This window comes from Okeania sp. SIO3B5, from assembly GCF_010692555.1.
Lineage (GTDB): Bacteria > Cyanobacteriota > Cyanobacteriia > Cyanobacteriales > Microcoleaceae > Okeania.
The window spans coordinates 1-17,922 of sequence record NZ_JAAHHG010000080.1 but is presented as its reverse complement, the minus strand read 5'-3'; the positions used below and the strand labels follow the sequence as shown (position 1 = coordinate 17,922).

The window sequence follows — 17,922 nt, the reverse complement described above, 5'->3', positions numbered from 1 at the left end:
ACCCGCGCTCTCCGCAGATCGGGAGCGTCGGGATGAATGTCAATCAATTTTGCGATTTCACACGGAATATGTTAGAATGTAAACCTAGAATTAGCAAGCAGTAAATGGTTGAAAAAGCTTACAAGTTTAGGTTCTATCCTACTCCAGAACAGGAAAACCTGTTGAGGAGGACTTTAGGCTGTGTTCGACTGATCTACAATAAAGCTTTAGCTGCTAGAACTCAAGCTTGGCATGAAAACAAAGAGCGAGTAGGGTATAAGCAAACTTCAACCATGCTTACCAACTGGAAAAAGCAGGAAGATTTAGATTTTCTCACAGAAGTTAGCAGTGTGCCATTACAGCAAGGCTTAAGACACCTACAAACAGCTTTTACCAACTTCTTTAGTGGACGTGCCAAATATCCCAACTTTAAGAAAAAGCGTCATGGTGGTAGTGCAGAATTTACGCTCGTCCGCATTTAAGTGGAAAGATGGTCAAGTATATTTAGCGATCGGGTGCTGAACCATTGCCTATAAGATGGAGTAGGCAACTACCCCAAAACTGTTTACCAAGTACAATTACCGTAAAACTTGACCCCAGTAACAGATGGTCAGTGTCCCTGAGAGTCAATGACCCTAGAGATTTAAAGCTAAACCCAGTAACCAAACAAGTTGGTATTGACGCGCGGAATTACCAGTCTAGCTACTACCAGTGATGGAGAAAAAATTGCTAACCCAAAGAACCTCAACAAGTTACACAAAAAACTTAGGTTAGCTCAGAAGTCTCTAAAGAGAAAAACTAAGGGGTCTAATAACTATCAAAAGGCCAGGCTGAAAGTAGCTAGGATACACGCCAAGATTAAAGATTCAAGAGAAGACTATACCCATAAGCGTGCCCACTCAAATAATCAAAGAAAACCAAGTGATTGTAGTGGAAGATTTAGCGGTAAAAAACATGGTAAAGAATCACAACCCACCCCCATCCCCTCCCGGGAGGGGAGCAAGAGGGGTGGGTAGTGATGCCAACTGGGGAGAATTAGTTAGGCAATTAGAATACAAAGCACAGTGGTACGGTCGTCAATTAATTAAGATTGACAGGTATTTCCCTAGTTCTAAGCGTTGCTCTAATTGTGGTCATGTAGTGGAGAAATTACCTCTAAATATTAGAGAGTGGGATTGTCCTGAATGTGCTACTCACCATGACAGGGACATAAACGCTGCAATTAACATTTTGCGGATGGGAACCCGCGTCGGCGTCAGACGCAAGGGAACGCCCACCAAGAAGGCTGCGGGACTCGCAGTGTCAGTCTGTGGAGCGACCGTAAGACCATCTGAGAGTAAATCTCGGAAGGCGGGTGCTAAGAAACAGAAAGCCCCTAACAGTGATGCTAGGGAATCCCGCGCTGTCTCGTGAGAGTAGCGTCGGGAGGATGTCAATGTAAGAGGAATATAATTGAGTATATATAATATATATAATATATGTGTACATATACAGTGTTGACAGATTAATTGTGGAACGTGGAACCCAATAAAAATTATACTCCATCATCAAGTATTTAATTATCTATTATCAAGTATTAATCCCAGAATGAGTCTTTAATATCATGTCCGGATAATTAGTGATAAAAAACTTTCTTTTTCTCTTCCTTCTTTGTTTTCCTCCTGATTCCTGACTCCTCCGTCGTTTATTTATAAGTATTCAACTGGACATGATATAATTATATAAGGAGTGTTCAGCACTTGGTATCTTCAGCTATCAGTTTGATATTGAAACCGAAATAAATGATATTTAAAAAGGAATTTCAACCATAGTTGATAGCTGTTAACACGGAGGTAGTGATAAATCATAAAATTTTGATTTCTGTAATTATTTTGATTGGCGACTAAAATTAAAACTGTTTATGTAATAAATAATTTTTCAATATGGTTTAACTTTGATAATTTATTATATTTATATCAATTTTATGTGTTTATGTGAGGCCGAACAGAATCAGAACTCAGAACTCAGGAAAAAACCATGAAGTATTTATGCTTTGATCTACAGTCAACTCCGATCAAAATTTTATTCTATGAAACTTATTATGAATTTAGTATTAACAAGTATTTGTGCTCATTCAATTAGGGTTTGCTGAATAAAATCTTTTTGCTGGGGTAGGGACCCACCCCTAACTCCTCCCTGGAGGGGAAAAAGGGAGTAGGGAGTAGTTAGGACGTAGAATAAATGGGAATTACAGAGTCAGTGGCCAAAAGAATAGTAAAAGTGATTTCTCTACTATAGCTACCTGAAAATGCTCACTTTTTGAGCCTGAGCAACTGAAAAACTAATACTTTTTCAAGATATAAAAAAACTAAAACCTTTATCAGTCAATGCTTTGAGATTTAATCAGCAAGCCCTAATTAATTTTTCTTTAGGTAAAACAGTTGAAGTGAGAAGTAGGTACATTTAATAATTAATAATTAATAATTAATAATTAACAATTACCTCTCCTTGAAAAGAAGAGGATTGACTCAAAGGAAAATCTTTTTTCTCTTGGTCTCATGGATATGGTTAGGAAACCCATCCATCCCACCCTACGGGAAGCTGCGCTTTTTCCTAGGTGATGCTCCGAAAATATGTCGCGTAGCGTTAACGTAGTTATGCGCCAGCAAAACGACCGCTTGTTTCTCCTTTAAAGGAGAAGTTTTAAACCTTAATTATTCGGTAAAATTTAGAAAAATATCTAACAGTCATAGTATCAACTAAAACTAAGTCTTTGCACAATTAAATTGAGGAACAAAAACAATGAAAGGTTCATTTGCACAATACGCTCAAGAAAGCAGTACAGAGATAATACTTTATTATATTAATGGTCATTCAGAGACCTTTAGTTTACCAATAAGTCCTCAAGAGTTTCAAGCTATGTTACCACAGTTACTTCAAAAACCTTGGATCACTTTTCACTTAATAGATCAAACAGTTTGTATTTCTACAGAAAAAGTGATGAAAATTGAAATCAAACCACCAATAAATCAAATGCAAGGAGAAGGCATCTTTGCAAATTCTCAGAGAATTACTGCTTTGCAACGGAATGCTACCAAATTTTTATAGTTTTTTTAGAGTAGTTAAAATCAAGCAGAAATGAACGCTGAACAAATATAGCGCTACGCGCAAGTCAAAAGTCAAAATTCAAAAGTCAAAATTTGAAAGTAATCCTTGTCTAGGTTTGAGCATTTATAAATGTCCGCGCCCTTTGCCTCGACTGCTATAAAATAAAATGGTAGATTGAATTTACACTATTGATCGGCAATTCAGAAAAAATTGTTCAACAAATGGTTTGAGTTCAGATGATTTTCTGTAGTGATATTAGAAGATAAAATAAAATTGGCTTGATTATGCAAAGCCAATTAATTTTCTTCAATAAACGAAGGCACTTATGCTGTTTGCTTTTCCTGATCGTATCATCGAGAATGTTAAGATAGAATAGGCAAGAAAAAAATGCTGTACTCGAAAAAGCACATAAATTCTGATACTCAAAAAAATAGTAAACGAGAGCGAGAGCAAGGTGTGCCTAATAAAGCTGTTAGTCTAAGTCGTGGAATCAAGATTCTCTGGTTGCGTACCATTGGATTTGTACTTCTAGATGCAATTCTTGTATCTCTTGCTTGGAAAAAGGCTTACTCAATTAGCTCAGATGTAGTCGGAACTTATGCTTATCAACCAGCATTGTTGTTGCCAATTGTATTAATTACTCTAAGTAGTATAGCTGCTGCTAGTTTGTATGGTGATCGCGAAAATCGTTGTCAGTTTTTTAGCTTAGTAAAAAGTCTGACATTTGCTCAAGTAATTTTACTATTACTGGCTTTTTTATACCAACCAGAATCAATTTTTTCTCGTTCTGTTTTTGTACTAGCATGGTTATTTAATCTCATATTTGTATCGGCAGGTCGTCTAATTTCAGAAGCAATAATTATAGTTATTCGCAGAAAAAATACCCTTACTCGCAAAATTTTTTTAATGGGTACTTCCCAAGATACTTTAGTAGCAAAAATTGCTCTAAAATTAGTCAGTAATAAAGAATATGAAATCTTAGGAGAAATAGATTTATCTACTAAAGAAAATTGCGACCGCTGGCCAGAGATTTTAGAATATTTGTTTGAGCAAGGAGTAGGAGAAATTTTTGTCTGCTCTTGGCGGTCAATACCAGACCAGATGGAATTTTATTGGAGCCTAAAAACAGCCGATATTCATCTGCGGATTTTGCCATTTAGTTTGACCATTCCTAGTCAAATTCCAAAAATAGAAATGATTGGTGGGATGCCAACAATTCATTTAAGTCCGCCAGCTGTTGCGGGTTTTGATTATTGTGTGAAGCGTAGTTTTGATTTAGTAGTTTCCAGTTTTTTTCTGTTGTTAACTGCTCCTTTTTTATTGTCGATCGCTACTTTAATTAAACTTGATTCCCCAGGTCCAATAATTGATAAGCATACTCGGGTTGGCCTGAGAGGGGAACACTTTAAAATATGGAAATTCCGAACTATGGTAGTAAATGCAAATCAGTTGCTTCAAGAGCTAGAGGGAAAAAATGACACTAGGGATTATGTACCCTGGGACACGACGGAAGACTTGCAAATTACCAAGGTAGGTAAGTTTCTTGAGCTATACAACCTCGATAAATTACCTCAGTTAATTAATGTAGTCAAAGGTGATATGAGTCTGGTAGGGCCGCGCCCTCTTAAACCCAAAGATATCGAAAATTTCAAGCCACATCATTTTATAATACAAAATGTATTACCAGGAATGACAGGTTTATGGCAAGTATCAGGTCGTTCTCATATTCTTAACTTTGAGAATGCCTTCCGCCTAGATATGACATACATAAATAATTGGTCTTTAGCTCTGGATTGTCAAATTTTGCTGAAGACGCTCAAAGTACTTTTGACTCAAGAAAGAGCTTAATTGCTTTAATGAACTCAATCTAAATTTTACCGAAAAATTGTGGTTGAAAGCCTCCCCTTTTAGCTATCCCTTATAAGGAACTCCTGAAAACCTTGTGGGAAGTAGGGGAGCAGGGGAGTAGGGAGCAGGGGAGAAAGGAAAAAGAATCATCGTAGATAGGAAAAACTACTTAAGTTATCAACAAAAATGTACTTTTTAATACACTTTTTCTCTGACAAAAACCTTTTAAGGACTTATTCATAACTTGTCTATAATGTCTACGTTTTATGTTAAGAAAGATGTTTATAAAGCATAGCTCTTTTAGGGGGATAAAAAGAAAAATTTTCCTTTGAGTCAATCCTATTCGTTTTAAAGGAGAGGTAATAATGAATAATTAATAATGAATAATTAATAATTAATTATTCAGCAACCCAGGTTGTACTTTTTCCTATAAATTACTATAAATTATTCGTAGGATTTAGTGGTTTTGGTATATTTTCATCTCCTTCTAATTGTTGACGACCATTGCGAATGACCTTGAGCATATCAGTTAACTGCTGTTCAATACTATCCAGAACACGATCGGCATAGTCATCTGCACCATTTTGAATTTCATCACACTCTGCGATCGCTCTTGCCTTCATTTCCTCCAACTCTTGTTGAGTTTGATAGCGAATTTGTTCAATTTCAGCAATAGTAGCTTGTTGAATAGCTTCACAATCAAGTTGAACTTGATTTCTGAGCTGATCTGCTTCTACCTTTGCCTGCTGAACAAGACCCATTTCATTTAAAATTTGGGAAGCTCGTTGTTCAGCATTTTCAATAATCTCTTCCGCATAAAGTTCAGCTTCTTGAAGAATTTCATCTTTATGCCGAACAATCATTTCTGCTTCCTGAAAAGCAACTGGTAAATTCAGACGTACTATATCTAACTGGTCTAGTAATTGTTCTTCATCGATCAGAGTACGTCCGACAAAAGGAATTCTGGGACTATCGAGAATAATCTCTTCCAAACGATTTAGTTCTCGCTGGATATCAACTCCAGGGGAACTACTAGCGGGTTCACCCTCGATATTTTGTCCACTTGCTTCTGGTTCAATATTAGGTTTAGCTGAGTTTTGTCGTAACATTATCTAAACTGATTTAATAACTTTTCTTTATAAGTAGGGATTTTTGGGACTATCAAGAATAATTTCCTCTAGTCGATTTAATTTTTCCTGGATATCAACTTGTCCACTTACTTCTGATTTAATATTGGCTGAATTTTGTCGTAACATTTATAAACATCAATAGCAATGTGCTGAGGAACAAGATGATCTACAGATCCACCAAAAATAGCTATTTCTTTAACTACACTACTACTTAGAAAGCTATATTCGTTAGAGGTAGCCAAAAAAACTGTCTCTATTTCAGATGATAAGGTTTTATTTGTATGGGCCATTTGAAGTTCTTTTTCAAAATCTGAAAGAACTCGTAGACCTCGAATCAGGACTTTAGCCTGCCGCATTTTTGCATAGTTTACCGCTAAACCATCGAAACTGGCTACCTCCACATTAGATAGATGTTGTGTGGAATAGCAAATTTGACTTAAACGTTTCTCAATAGTAAATAAAGGAGTCTTACTGGGATTTTGCAGTACGGCCACAATAACCTTTTCAAACAGCTTACATCCCCGTTCAATAATATCTATGTGACCGAGGGTAATAGGGTCAAAACTGCCTGGATAGATTGCAATCACAATATAGCTATATTAATAAGACGAAAATATTTTAGCAAGGTTTTTAATAGTTTGGTAAATCTGCTAAAAAGTTCAGGGGATGAAGATAGAAATTAATGGATATTAATCAACAAAGGGCACTATCATTACTACGAACAGCACTGAATAATTCCACTGCTGAATTTCGAGATGGTCAATGGGAAGCGATTAAAGCTATTACTGAAAATCAAAGTCGTCTTTTAGTTGTGCAACGTACTGGGTGGGGGAAAAGTTTTGTTTATTTTTTAGCTACTCGTTTACTTCGAGATGAAGGTAAGGGTATTACTTTATTAATTTCTCCACTTTTAGCATTAATGAGAAACCAAATTTCTACTGCAAAAAGAATTGGAATTAGAGCTAAAACAATTAATTCTAGCAACTCCAAAGAATGGGCAGAAGTAGAGAATGATTTAAGGTCAGGAGAAGTAGATATATTATTAATTTCTCCTGAAAGATTAGCTAATGAAGATTTTCGAGAAAATATCTTAATTCCTATAGCTAAAAATATTGGTTTATTTGTAGTTGATGAAGCTCACTGTATTTCTGACTGGGGGCATGATTTTCGCCCGGATTATCGACGCATTGTGAGAATTTTACAAGCTTTACCAAAAAATATTCCTGTGCTTGCCACCACTGCTACTGCTAATAATCGAGTGGTGGATGATATTGCTGTTCAATTAGGTACAAATCTGAAAATATTTAGGGGTTCATTAACTAGAGATAGCCTCCAATTACAAAATATTTATCTGCCATTTCCTCCTGCTCGTTTAGGATGGTTAGCAGAACATTTACCTAATATTCCTGGCAGTGGAATTATTTATACTTTAACTATTAGAGATGCGGAAATAGTTTCTAAGTGGTTAAAGTCTCAAGAAATAAATGTAGCAGCTTATCATAGTAGGAAAGATACAGCAGAGCGAGAAGAATTAGAAGAGCAATTATTGAATAATGAAATTAAGGCATTAGTTGCAACAGTGGCACTTGGAATGGGCTTTGATAAACCAGATTTAGGATTTGTAATTCATTATCAACGTCCTGGTTCAGTGGTACATTATTATCAACAAGTAGGCCGTGCAGGTAGAGCAGTAGAAAATGCCTATGGTATTCTTCTAAGTGGTGAAGAAGATGAAGAAATTACTGATTATTTTATTCAGACTGCCTTTCCTCCAGAAGCTCATAATCAAGCAGTTTTGGCTGCACTAAATCAATCAGAAGACGGTCTTTCTGTTCCTATGTTAGAGCAATATTTGAATCTTACTAATGGGCAAATAAATAAAGTTTTGAAGTTATTATCTATCGAAACTCCATCCCCAGTAAAAAAAATAGGGTCAAAGTATTATGCTACTCCAATTAATTATCAATCAGACACAGAAAAAATAGAAAAATTGACTCAAATACGTTATCAAGAACAAGCTCGAATGCGGGATTATATGCAGAGTCGAGAATGCTTAATGCAGTTTCTTAGAAAAGAGTTAGACGATCCAAATCCAAATCCTTGTGGTAAATGTGCTATTTGCTTAGGAAAATCTATTTTTTCAGAGAATGTTTCCTCAAAATTTGTGACAGAAGCTGTACAATTTTTGCGAAGTAGTGAACAAATTATAGAACCTCGGAAAAAATGGCCGAAAAATGCTTTATCAATTTATAATTTTAATGGCAATATCTCTCAAGACTTAAAAGCAGAAATTGGGCGATCGCTCTCTCTTTGGAATGATGCTGGTTGGGGCGAACTTGTGAAAAAAGGAAAGTATCAAGATAATAATTTTAATGATAGATTAGTTGGAGCTACATACAATATGATTCAACGTTGGCAACCTCAACCTTTCCCCACTTGGGTGACTTGTATTCCCTCTTTAAATCGTCCGGAACTTGTTCCTAACTTTGCTCAAAGTCTCGCTGAAAAACTAGGTTTACCCTTTGTTCCATGTATTATAAAAATTCGTCATACTTCTCTACAAAAAGATATGAGTAATAGTTACAAACAAGCTCATAATTTAGACGGTGCTTTTAAAATTAATAATTGGGAAGGAATTAGTGGCAATGTGTTTTTAGTAGATGATGTTGTAGACTCACGATGGACCTTTACTGTTGTTACAGCACTGTTACGAAATGCTGGTAGTGGTCAGATTTTTCCTTTAGCTTTAGCCATGAATCAATTGTAGATATATAAATAGGGTTTGCTGAAAAAGTCTTATGGGTGGGGGTAGGAGACAGGAGACAGGAGACAGGAGACAGGAGAAAAGGGAATGAGCGAGGAGGTAGGAATAAGAATTGTAAGAGTGATTTTTCTGCCCAACTATGCACCTAAAATACTAACTTTTTGAGCGTGAAGAGCTGAAAACCAGGCACTTTTTAAAGGCGCCAAAAAGGCTAAAACCTTTATCTGTAAATACTTTTAGATTTAATCAGCAAGCCCTAAATAGAATTGGAATGAAAACTACGATATTTTTTAAATTATTTTGGTGATTATTTTTGAACTTTGATTCTCACTGTTTTGAGAACTATTTTTACTTATGAGTATCAAGTTATCTTATAGATCGTTAAAGTAAAATTATCTTTTTCCTTTGGGTTTAATCAGGGCTATTTCATTCTAAACTACGCCATTTTATGTATTGACGAAATTACCTAATGATTAATAATTAATAATTAAACAATTCTGGTTTAAAGCCTCCCCTTTTAAGGGGAAAAAAAGAAATAATATCTCCTTGTATTCAATCCTCTCGGTTTTAACCAGAGGTAATTATCAATTATCAATTATCCATTATCCATTATCCATTAATGAAGTTATTTTAAGCTTGAGGAAATTTATCTTTCGCTGCCTAAAAATCAATAAATTCATTGCTAAAATCTAGAATGAAATGACCCTGGGGTTTAATACCCCGCCACCTACACGGTGTTTACAATTGTTTAGAGTTTGAGTTCCCATTCATTTTTTCTTCCTTGTTTAATGCTAATAAAGTAGACATGATATTACTACCTAATACCGTTTCACGGAATTCAAAAGTTAAAAGTCAAAAGTCATGCATTATGATTTTATAGCTCAAAACTTTGATGCTTCAGTAATTTAAGCAAATTATTCGACATCTAAAGTTTGGAACTATTTGTAACATTCTTTTTTCAAATTGGTATAAAACCTAAAAGTCTAAATATAAAAATGCTTAATCATGTTTTATCTCCAGATGCACAAGTGATTTTATTACTATGTGCTAGTTTTGGTCAAAAGAGAAATGTCCATCTCCAACCTTTAACTCTAAGTGAGTATAATCTACTTGTCAAAATTTTAATTGAAAATCAACTTAGACCAGGAGATTTAGTAAGTGCAAAGGGATTAGAGATACTGCCAAAAATTAACGATAAAAAATTAAATTATGAGCGGTTAATTGCGTTGTTAGAAAGAGGTGGAATGTTAGCTATTACTGTAGAAAAATGGGTAAATCAAGGTTTATGGATTATCACAAGGAGCGACCAAAATTATCCTAAAAAATTGAAACAAAATCTCCAACATTTAGCACCAGCAATTATTTATGGTGTAGGAAATATAGAATTATTAGAAAGAGGTGGATTAGCGATTGTGGGTTCTCGTGATATTAATGAAGAAGAAATTGAATATACAAATAAAATGGGAAAACTTTGTGCATCTCAAGCAATTAATGTAATTTCTGGTGGTGCAAAAGGGATAGACCAAGAAGCAATGTTAGGAACTTTAGAAGTTGGTGGTACTGCAGTTGGAGTTTTGGCAGATAGTTTAAATAAAACATCTGTTTCTAGAAAATATCGTGACAGTATTAGGGATGGTAAATTAACTTTAATTTCTACTTATGACCCTAATGCCGGATTTAATGTTGGTAATGCAATGGGTCGGAATAAATATATTTATGCTTTATCTGATTATGCTTTAGTTGTAAGTAGTAGTTTAGGTAAGGGTGGAACTTGGGCAGGTGCTACAGAAGTTTTGAATAAATATCAGCAAATACCTGTTTTTGTGAAAATGCAAGGAACAGTGAAAGAGGGAAATCAAGCACTTTTGGATAAAGGAGCAAAGTCTTTTCCTTTAGAGCCGTGGAATAGTAATTTAAAGCAACTTTTATTATTTTCTAAATCTCCATTAAATCAACCAGAAAATAATTTATTGACCGATACAAAAAAACGACAAATATCTACAACAGAGGCAAAACCAGAATCTGATTTAAATTCAGAATCTGTATCTGGGTTAAATAACTCAGAAAATGATTCATTGACAGACAAAAAAAAACGAGAAAAATTAGAAAATACCCGACAAATATCTACAACAGAAGCAAAACTAGAATCTGATTTAAATTCAGAATCGGCATCGGGGTTAAATAACTCAGAAAATGATTTATTGACCAAAATAACTAATCAAAAGATTTATGAAAAAGTCCTGCCCATAATACTCGAAAAATTAATACAGCCACGGAATGAAAAATATTTAATGGAAATATTGAAAATACGAATGGGTCAATTACGTCATTGGTTAAATCAAGCTTGTGCTGAAGGAAAAATAGTCAAAACCAAAAAACCAGTAAATTATAGAATTGCTGCCGAAACTCAAGAAGCTCAAAAACATCAAATTTCAACAAAGCAATTAAGTATTTATGAAGCAGTGCTGCCCATCATAATTGAGAGCTTAGAAAAACCACAAACAGATAAAGATTTAGCCACAAAATTAAATGTAAATATTAGTCAATTACAAGACTGGTTAAAAATAGCTCAAACAGAAGGAAAAATAACTTTAAAAAATCAATCCAATACTTATGTCATCAACCAAGATATTAAACAGCTATCTTTATTTGATACAGTGGAAAATGATGAAAAAGGATTTGATTGGTAGGAAGGCAGAAGGCAGAAGGCAGAAGGCAGAAGGCAGAAGGAAAAATCTGGCGTTGTCTGAGTTTTAAGCTTATAAAATTGGTATAAAACCTAAAACCTAAGACCTAAGACCTAAGACCTACCAATTTAAAGATGAAAATTTACTACAAAATTTCCGACTGGTTAGAAACTCACTGGGTAACACCAAGCTATGCAGGTGGGTTACTCGGAATGTTATCAATATTCTTCTTTGGTGCCGCTACTAATACTATGGCAGGATGGCTATATGTAATTAGTGGGATGAGTTTTGCATTATTAGGAATGGGTGCTGTTTTGCCTGGGCGATCGCTACGTCAAATACAAGTACGTCGCCATCGAATTCAACCTGTAACGGTGAACGACTATTTAACTATCGCTCTCACAATTGAAAATTCTACTAATCAACCAATAGCATTAGTACAACTCAAGGATGAAATTCCTTTTGTGCTAGGAAAATCACCTCAACAAGCAATAGAAGTCATTCCTGGCAAAGAAGTTTACCATTGGACTTACCATTTACCTACCGAAAGAAGAGGAATATATCGTTGGCATCATCTTCAACTGAGAAGTGCAGCACCTCTAGGTCTATTTTGGTGTCGCCGTAGTCGGAATGCTAAAGCTACTGCTATTGTGTATCCTACTGTTTTACCCCTGAGTAATTGTCCGATAATAGATGAACTTGGTCAAGAAAATAGTCGTCAACTCAACGAGGATAGTCGTTATCTGATGGCTTCGGAAGGGTTAACTCGGACATTACGACCATATCGGTTTGGCGACCCCAGTCGTTTGATCCATTGGCGGAGTAGCGCTCGTTATGGAGAGTTGCGAGTTCGAGAATTAGAGGTATCTAAGGGAGGAGAGGAAGTTATTATTTGTCTTGATAGTGCTGCTCATTGGCAAACGGATAATTTTGAAGCGGCAGTAACAGCAGCAGCTTCTTTGTATTTTTATGCTAACCGCTCTCTGAAAAATGTCCAACTTTGGACTGCTGCGACTGGGTTGGTACATGGAAATAGGGTGGTATTGCAAACTTTGGCTGGAGTTAACTTCGGGGAGGAGGTTGTGTTAGGAAACCCACCAAATAAGTCTTTGCTCTGGTTGACTCAAGACCGAGTTAGTTTATCTTCTCTGCCTTCTGGAAGTAGGTGGTTGTTATGGTTAGATGAGTCTATTTCTCCAGGAACAGAAATACCAAAGCTTCAGCATTCTTCTGGTTTAAAAATTAGTTCTACTCAGCCATTAGAGTTTCAACTTCAGTCTCAAGTTTGAAGGAAGAAGTAAGAAGGAAGAAGGAAGAAGGAAGAAGGAAGAAGGAAGAAGGAAAAAGGGAAAATTGCTTGTGGATAGTCTTCGACTCAGCCATTAAAGTTTCAACTTTGAAGGAAGAAGAAAGAAGGGAAAATTGCATGAGGATGTCTTCTAGACGCCACTTCATGTCTGTATAAACCCAAGCAATTTTGGCGTTGCTGATTCTGGGTATGATTTTGCCCCCCTAACCCCCCAATTTTGGGGGGAATAAAACTCTAAAAGTCCCCCAATTTTGGGGGATGCGCGGGGGCTTGACCAGAACCAAACAATCGCGCATTCATACTTTAATTCAGCAATGCCGCAATTTTAAGCACCCCCGTTGACGGTGGGTTATTAAACCCATGAGAGAAAAGATAAAATTGGTATAACACCCAGTACCTAACACCTACCACCTAAAACCTAAGACCTAACACCTCTGTTTGTATTGACAAATTTAACTTTTTATGATATATCAGTGAAAAAATCTAAGTTTTTTACCATATTTTCTCCCTAAAATGGCTTTGTGCTGTAAAATTTAAAGAATTATCTCAAGGTTGGTTGAAGACCCGCGCTCTCCATCCCCCCTAGCCCCCCGATGATGCGGGGGGAACAAAAGGGGAGCATAGAGATGGGAAAACCAATCAATAAGAGCGGTTTTACAGATGTTTTGTTAAAATGCAAGTGTTACTCAACCAGAAACCAAGGTTGAGACTACTATCGCCTTTTAATCAAGTCGCCGAGGGGCACTGGGAGACGTTAAACGGACATGGAGGAAGAGTTAGACTGGCAAGCCAGCATTTTCCAGTGAGGTGTCAACCCGCCCTGAGTCATTTGTTCAGCGAGTGTCTGTTTGAATGATGGATGGGAATCCCGCGCTACAGGTGTAAGTCAGCGTCGGGAGGATGTCAACTAATATCAACAGCATAACAAACGTATATTATGAACCCAACTACAGAAAACAAAAAACTATCTACTGAAAAATCTTTGGAGGCGATGAGAAAGTTCTCTGAAAAGTATGCTAAGAATACAAATACTTATTTTTGTGTAGATCCTTCAGTTACGGCAGTGGTAATTGAAGGGTTGGCTAAACATAAGGATGACTTGGGCGCTCCTTTATGTCCATGTCGTCATTATGAAGATAAAGAAGCAGAAGTAAAAGCTACATATTGGAATTGTCCTTGTGTACCGATGCGAGAGCGTAAAGAATGTCATTGTATGTTGTTTTTAACTCCAGATAATGATTTTGCGGGTGAAGAGCAAACAATTACTCAAGAAGTTTTAGAAGCTACTAGAGTAACTATGTAGGTTGAAAAGTAGAAGGATTAACGAAGTCAGAAGTCAGTAGGGGCGATTCGCGTTTGCGGAGCATTCCGTAGGAAATCGCCCGTACAGAAGTTAGAAGTAAAAGTTGATAGACTTAAAGTATTGACGCTTACAATAATTTCAGCCTATTATTGCACATCATCAGTTGTTGACTATTTGTGACATCCTTAGAGACTAGGCACGGGAGCAAGATGCTCCCACTGTTCTCGTAACAAAGATTTTAAATCTTTCTTTCTCTTCTGCCTTCTGCCTTCTGCCTTCTGCCTTCCTAAAAGTATTCAAACGGACATGATATGACTTCTGAACAAGAACAAATTCCCCAAGAGTTTTGGCAGGGAATAGCTGAGTTTAATCAACAAGAATTCTATAAATGCCATGATACTCTGGAGGCTTTATGGATGGAATCTGGAGAACCAGAACGTACTTTTTATCAAGGGGTTTTACAAATAGCAGTTGGACTTTATCACGCGGGTAATGAAAATTGGCGTGGTGCTGTTATGTTGTTGGGGGAAGGTATTAGGAAATTGAATTATTATTTACCTAGTTATTTTGAGATTGATGTCGATAAGTTATTGACAGAAAGTACGGAATTATTGAAAAATTTACAAGAGTCTGGTCCGGAAAATATTGCTGATTTTGTGCACTCTTCTGATAATACGAAATACCCGAAAATTGTCAAATTATAGCAGGGAATAGGGAATAGGGAATAGGCAACAGGGAAAAGAGCCTAAAAATGTAGGTTGGGTTGAACGGGAGTGAAACCCAACAAAACCTTTTAATTATTAATTATTCGGTAATTATGATGATTTATGACGCGAGCAAGATGCTCGCACTAATTTTCCTAACCAATCTGGCGGTTGCTATAATTGATCGGTAGTGTAATCCATTTGCTCAATAATTCTTCCTACTTGATTTCTCGGAATACTATTATTCTCATAATTTAAGCTACAACGCCAACAAATATTAATAGTAATTGTGGGTTGACAAATAGTTAAGGCACAAGTTGTGGTTAAACCAAGAATGATTGTTCGAGTCGTAGTTAATGCTATTTCTACTCCTTTTTTTGGGTTTATTGGCATAGTGATTTTGGTGTGAGAGTTAGAGTTGTTAGGATTTGTCATTTTTGTTTTTCTTGACTAGGATATTTTCGTTAAAATTGAGTTGTGCTGAAGCCGATATTTTTACCTAATGGGACTTACACAACTTAACTGGTAAAATTAGACTATAATGCTTGGTCTACAATAATTTGACGTCTCCCGCGATCGCTACGGGACTTACACAACATTTTAGAGCTGATTTATCAAGTAAATATTAAGAGGCGTTCATTACTGACTATACTTGGATTCCAGTAGTTTGAGCAAGGTTTACTTTAATTGCGAAAAGCGAGATCATATAAGACTTTTGGCGAAGTTTACACTTCTCATCTTAAGCCCAAATATAGCCCAAACTCTGTTTATGAAAGGCAAAGGTGTCAATGTTGTTAGTTAACCAGTTAAAAAAACGGTGCATACATGGCTGTACGAAAAGCTTTATCAGCATCAGTAAATGTCTTCAAAGGTTTATTTCCCCATTGCCAATGCACGTCCCCCAGTTAACTTATTACAAATAATAAAAGTATAAGCACAAAAAACCAGGATAAAATGACGTTCTCAACTCCATTTATCTCTAACTTGATACTCTTTTAATCCTAACCATCATGATTGCTTCTCGGTAAAAAACCTCTATCCAATTTCTATTTGAGTAGTTATTTACTATCCACTCAGATGTTACTTTGTCAAGGTCAAAATTGGTAATAAAATCATCAATTTCTGTGGCCTCTTCTATAGAACTAGCATCTCCTGCGATAGCAAAAGTTCTTTCTCCTTGAAGGCGGGAAATTGATGCTGTAAATGTTGTTACCCAAACGGTTTTTGTTTTTTCTACATTTAAGATAATCGGTTCAAATTCCTCCATTGGTATGCTTTTAGCTCATTCATCTATTCTAGTTTCTATTTCTTCATTGGATTTTTGTTTGACTACTATTTTTCGGTTTTTGGCGATGCCTCCGCGCGTATTTTAATTCCCTAACTCCCAAGTTTTTTCAGAAATTTTGTATCCCATACCATAACCAGCATCAATTAAAACTATTCCAGGACGTAGACCTAGGAGTGAGGGTGCGGTCGATTAAATCTATTCCTATATCTGGCTTTTTCTGAAATAATTTGTCATCTTTTCCTTTTGGTAAAGAACAGATGTGTTGATATAATTCAATGTCTAAAGGTAAACTTTTTTTTCCATCGTATCGGATGAGTTGTGACAGTCACTATTCCATTATCTGCGCATGCCTATTTCTCCAATATATTGTCGGCCTACTCCAGATGTAAAATTACCGCTTCTTGCTCCGTCTTTACGCTGAGGAAACCTCAGCGCAGGCGGTGCGTTTTTCGGTGTCCAGAATCGTCTAAAATCAAACCTTACCCTTTCTTGAATTTAGTTTGAGAAAGTTTGTTAATTATTTCTAGGCGACGTTGATTGATTATACTTGCTTCGACAGCAGAGAATCTGCGATGAAATGATGTAAGCGATTATATACTACTCCAATAGAGTTATTGGCGAACGTGAGATATGTTTTTCCTTTCACTTTCCCCTAGTAATCCACCCTGCCGGGTGGCGGAATCCTGTTTTTTGGGGTGGGTTTTTCCAACAATCATCAAACTGTTTACACCACCTTTCAAAGCAAGGGGGCATTGCAGTAGGGGTTGTTTCTTTCATAGAATAGCGATCGCGGGAGACGTAAAATTATTGTAGACCAAGCATTATAGTCTAATTTGGCCAGTTAAGTTGTGTAAGTCCCATTAAACTTTTTCAAAGCATTGTTCGCCGACTACTATAGCTACCAAAAACCGAAAGACTACGGAATCTTACCAAAACGGTTAGTTCCGACGGCAGGAGGAAACGAAGCCTTAGATGAACTTGCTCACGGCGGCTATTCCTAGACGCAATCCTACTAAGACTTAATTTTTAAAAGATGAGGTCACGAACTTTTGAAAATTTAGTCGCAGTTGGGGAGCGTGAGCTTAGTTCATCTTGGCTAGTTTTGGTTAGATGGAGTTCTTGAGGTGTTGGTTGCGGTGTTCGGTTCAAACAAAAATCAAAAAAATAATCCAGGTAGGCTAAAACACAAGGTTCGTGCTATGCTATAATAAATAAGGGTGTTCGAGTAGCATTTGTACTAAAAGTGACGCTAAGGCTGAAACCCTTGCACAGCAAATTCTTTAGAGCTTGACTTTTGTTTACAATTAAACTACCGCCACTTTCACATCAATATTACCAGCAATCGCTTTTGAGTACGGACAGAGTTGATGGGCTTGAGCAACGACCTGCTCCGATGTTTCACGCTCTGAGTTGGGCATTTCCACTTTTAACTCAGTAGCAAGCTTATATCCACCATCTGCTGGATCTCTGCCAAGAGTGACGGCACACGTCACCGTTGCCTTAGACGCATCGACCCGCATCTTTCTGGCAACCAAAGCCAGTGCCCCATGAAAACAGGCGGCGTATCCAGCAGCAAACAGTTGTTCTGGATTGGTTCCTTGACCCCGACCACCAAGCTCTTGAGGCATCGCCAGTTCTAAGGCTAATAATCCATCCTCACTTTCCGCATGACCTGACATCCGGGCGTGTTCTTCTTATTAGGGGTCGATAGGAGCCTCACGACTCCCACCTCCCATTCAAAACCGGACGTGAGACTTTCACCTCATCCGGCTCCTGAGTTAACTAACCTGATTGTCACAGGCACAGTCTTCGTTTACCAGAGT

12 protein-coding genes and 2 pseudogenes are annotated in these 17,922 nt (G+C 36.7%); 9 read left to right on the top strand and 5 right to left on the bottom strand.

Annotation, left to right across the window (positions count from 1 at the left end; all coding sequences use genetic code 11):
* Positions 1-104: 104 nt before the first annotated feature.
* The 3 genes and pseudogenes from F6K54_RS13560 to F6K54_RS13550 all read left to right on the top strand — a co-directional run bounded on the left by F6K54_RS13560 (position 105) and on the right by F6K54_RS13550 (position 4,914).
* Positions 105-1,392: pseudogene (locus F6K54_RS13560) on the top strand (RNA-guided endonuclease InsQ/TnpB family protein).
* Positions 1,393-2,760: 1,368 nt separating this feature from the next.
* Positions 2,761-3,066, top strand: a complete 306-nt coding sequence (locus tag F6K54_RS13555) for a hypothetical protein (protein WP_293078276.1) — start codon at positions 2,761-2,763, stop codon at positions 3,064-3,066.
* Positions 3,067-3,453: 387 nt separating this feature from the next.
* Entirely contained in the window at positions 3,454-4,914 is a 1,461-nt protein-coding gene (locus F6K54_RS13550; protein WP_293078274.1) for a sugar transferase, read from the top strand.
* Positions 4,915-5,351: 437 nt separating this feature from the next.
* Here the strand turns inward: F6K54_RS13550 and F6K54_RS13545 are convergent, their stop codons facing one another.
* Positions 5,352-6,023 carry a DivIVA domain-containing protein gene (locus F6K54_RS13545; RefSeq protein ID WP_293078273.1) on the bottom strand — a complete coding sequence of 224 codons (672 nt, stop codon included), beginning with the start codon at positions 6,021-6,023 and terminating at the stop codon, positions 5,352-5,354.
* Between the two features lie 107 nt (positions 6,024-6,130).
* Complete coding sequence (gene coaD / locus F6K54_RS13540) at positions 6,131-6,631, bottom strand: pantetheine-phosphate adenylyltransferase (protein WP_293078272.1); 501 nt, start codon at positions 6,629-6,631, stop codon at positions 6,131-6,133.
* Positions 6,632-6,726: 95 nt separating this feature from the next.
* Between coaD and F6K54_RS13535 the strand changes: the two genes are divergently transcribed.
* The 6 genes from F6K54_RS13535 to F6K54_RS13510 all read left to right on the top strand — a co-directional run bounded on the left by F6K54_RS13535 (position 6,727) and on the right by F6K54_RS13510 (position 14,811).
* A complete protein-coding gene (locus F6K54_RS13535) occupies positions 6,727-8,811 on the top strand; it encodes a RecQ family ATP-dependent DNA helicase (protein ID WP_293078271.1) in 2,085 nt (694 codons plus the stop codon).
* 992 nt (positions 8,812-9,803) lie between these two features.
* Positions 9,804-11,498, top strand: a complete 1,695-nt coding sequence (locus F6K54_RS13530) for a DNA-processing protein DprA (RefSeq protein WP_293078270.1) — start codon at positions 9,804-9,806, stop codon at positions 11,496-11,498.
* A gap of 131 nt (positions 11,499-11,629) precedes the next feature.
* Positions 11,630-12,784 (top strand): DUF58 domain-containing protein, encoded by a 1,155-nt coding sequence (locus F6K54_RS13525; RefSeq protein WP_293078269.1) that lies wholly within the window; start codon positions 11,630-11,632, stop codon positions 12,782-12,784.
* Positions 12,781-12,960, top strand: coding sequence for a hypothetical protein (locus F6K54_RS13520; protein ID WP_293078268.1), 180 nt, complete (start codon positions 12,781-12,783; stop codon positions 12,958-12,960). The genes F6K54_RS13525 and F6K54_RS13520 overlap by 4 nt, the downstream gene beginning before the upstream one ends.
* A gap of 781 nt (positions 12,961-13,741) precedes the next feature.
* On the top strand, positions 13,742-14,107 hold the full coding sequence (locus F6K54_RS13515) for a ferredoxin thioredoxin reductase catalytic beta subunit (RefSeq protein ID WP_293078267.1): 366 nt from the start codon (positions 13,742-13,744) through the stop codon (positions 14,105-14,107).
* A 311-nt stretch (positions 14,108-14,418) separates the two neighbouring features.
* The gene (locus F6K54_RS13510) at positions 14,419-14,811 is read left to right on the top strand and encodes a DUF309 domain-containing protein (protein ID WP_293078266.1); all 393 of its coding nucleotides are present in this window, start codon (positions 14,419-14,421) and stop codon (positions 14,809-14,811) included.
* A 174-nt stretch (positions 14,812-14,985) separates the two neighbouring features.
* On the opposite strand, the gene F6K54_RS13505 is transcribed toward F6K54_RS13510, so the two are convergent.
* From F6K54_RS13505 to F6K54_RS13495, 3 genes and pseudogenes are all read right to left on the bottom strand, one after another.
* A complete protein-coding gene (locus F6K54_RS13505; protein WP_293078265.1) occupies positions 14,986-15,246 on the bottom strand; it encodes a hypothetical protein in 261 nt (86 codons plus the stop codon).
* Between the two features lie 304 nt (positions 15,247-15,550).
* Positions 15,551-16,876: pseudogene (locus F6K54_RS13500) on the bottom strand (IS701 family transposase).
* A 527-nt stretch (positions 16,877-17,403) separates the two neighbouring features.
* The gene (locus tag F6K54_RS13495; protein ID WP_293078264.1) at positions 17,404-17,778 is read right to left on the bottom strand and encodes an organic hydroperoxide resistance protein; all 375 of its coding nucleotides are present in this window, start codon (positions 17,776-17,778) and stop codon (positions 17,404-17,406) included.
* Between the last annotated feature and the right edge of the window lie 144 nt (positions 17,779-17,922).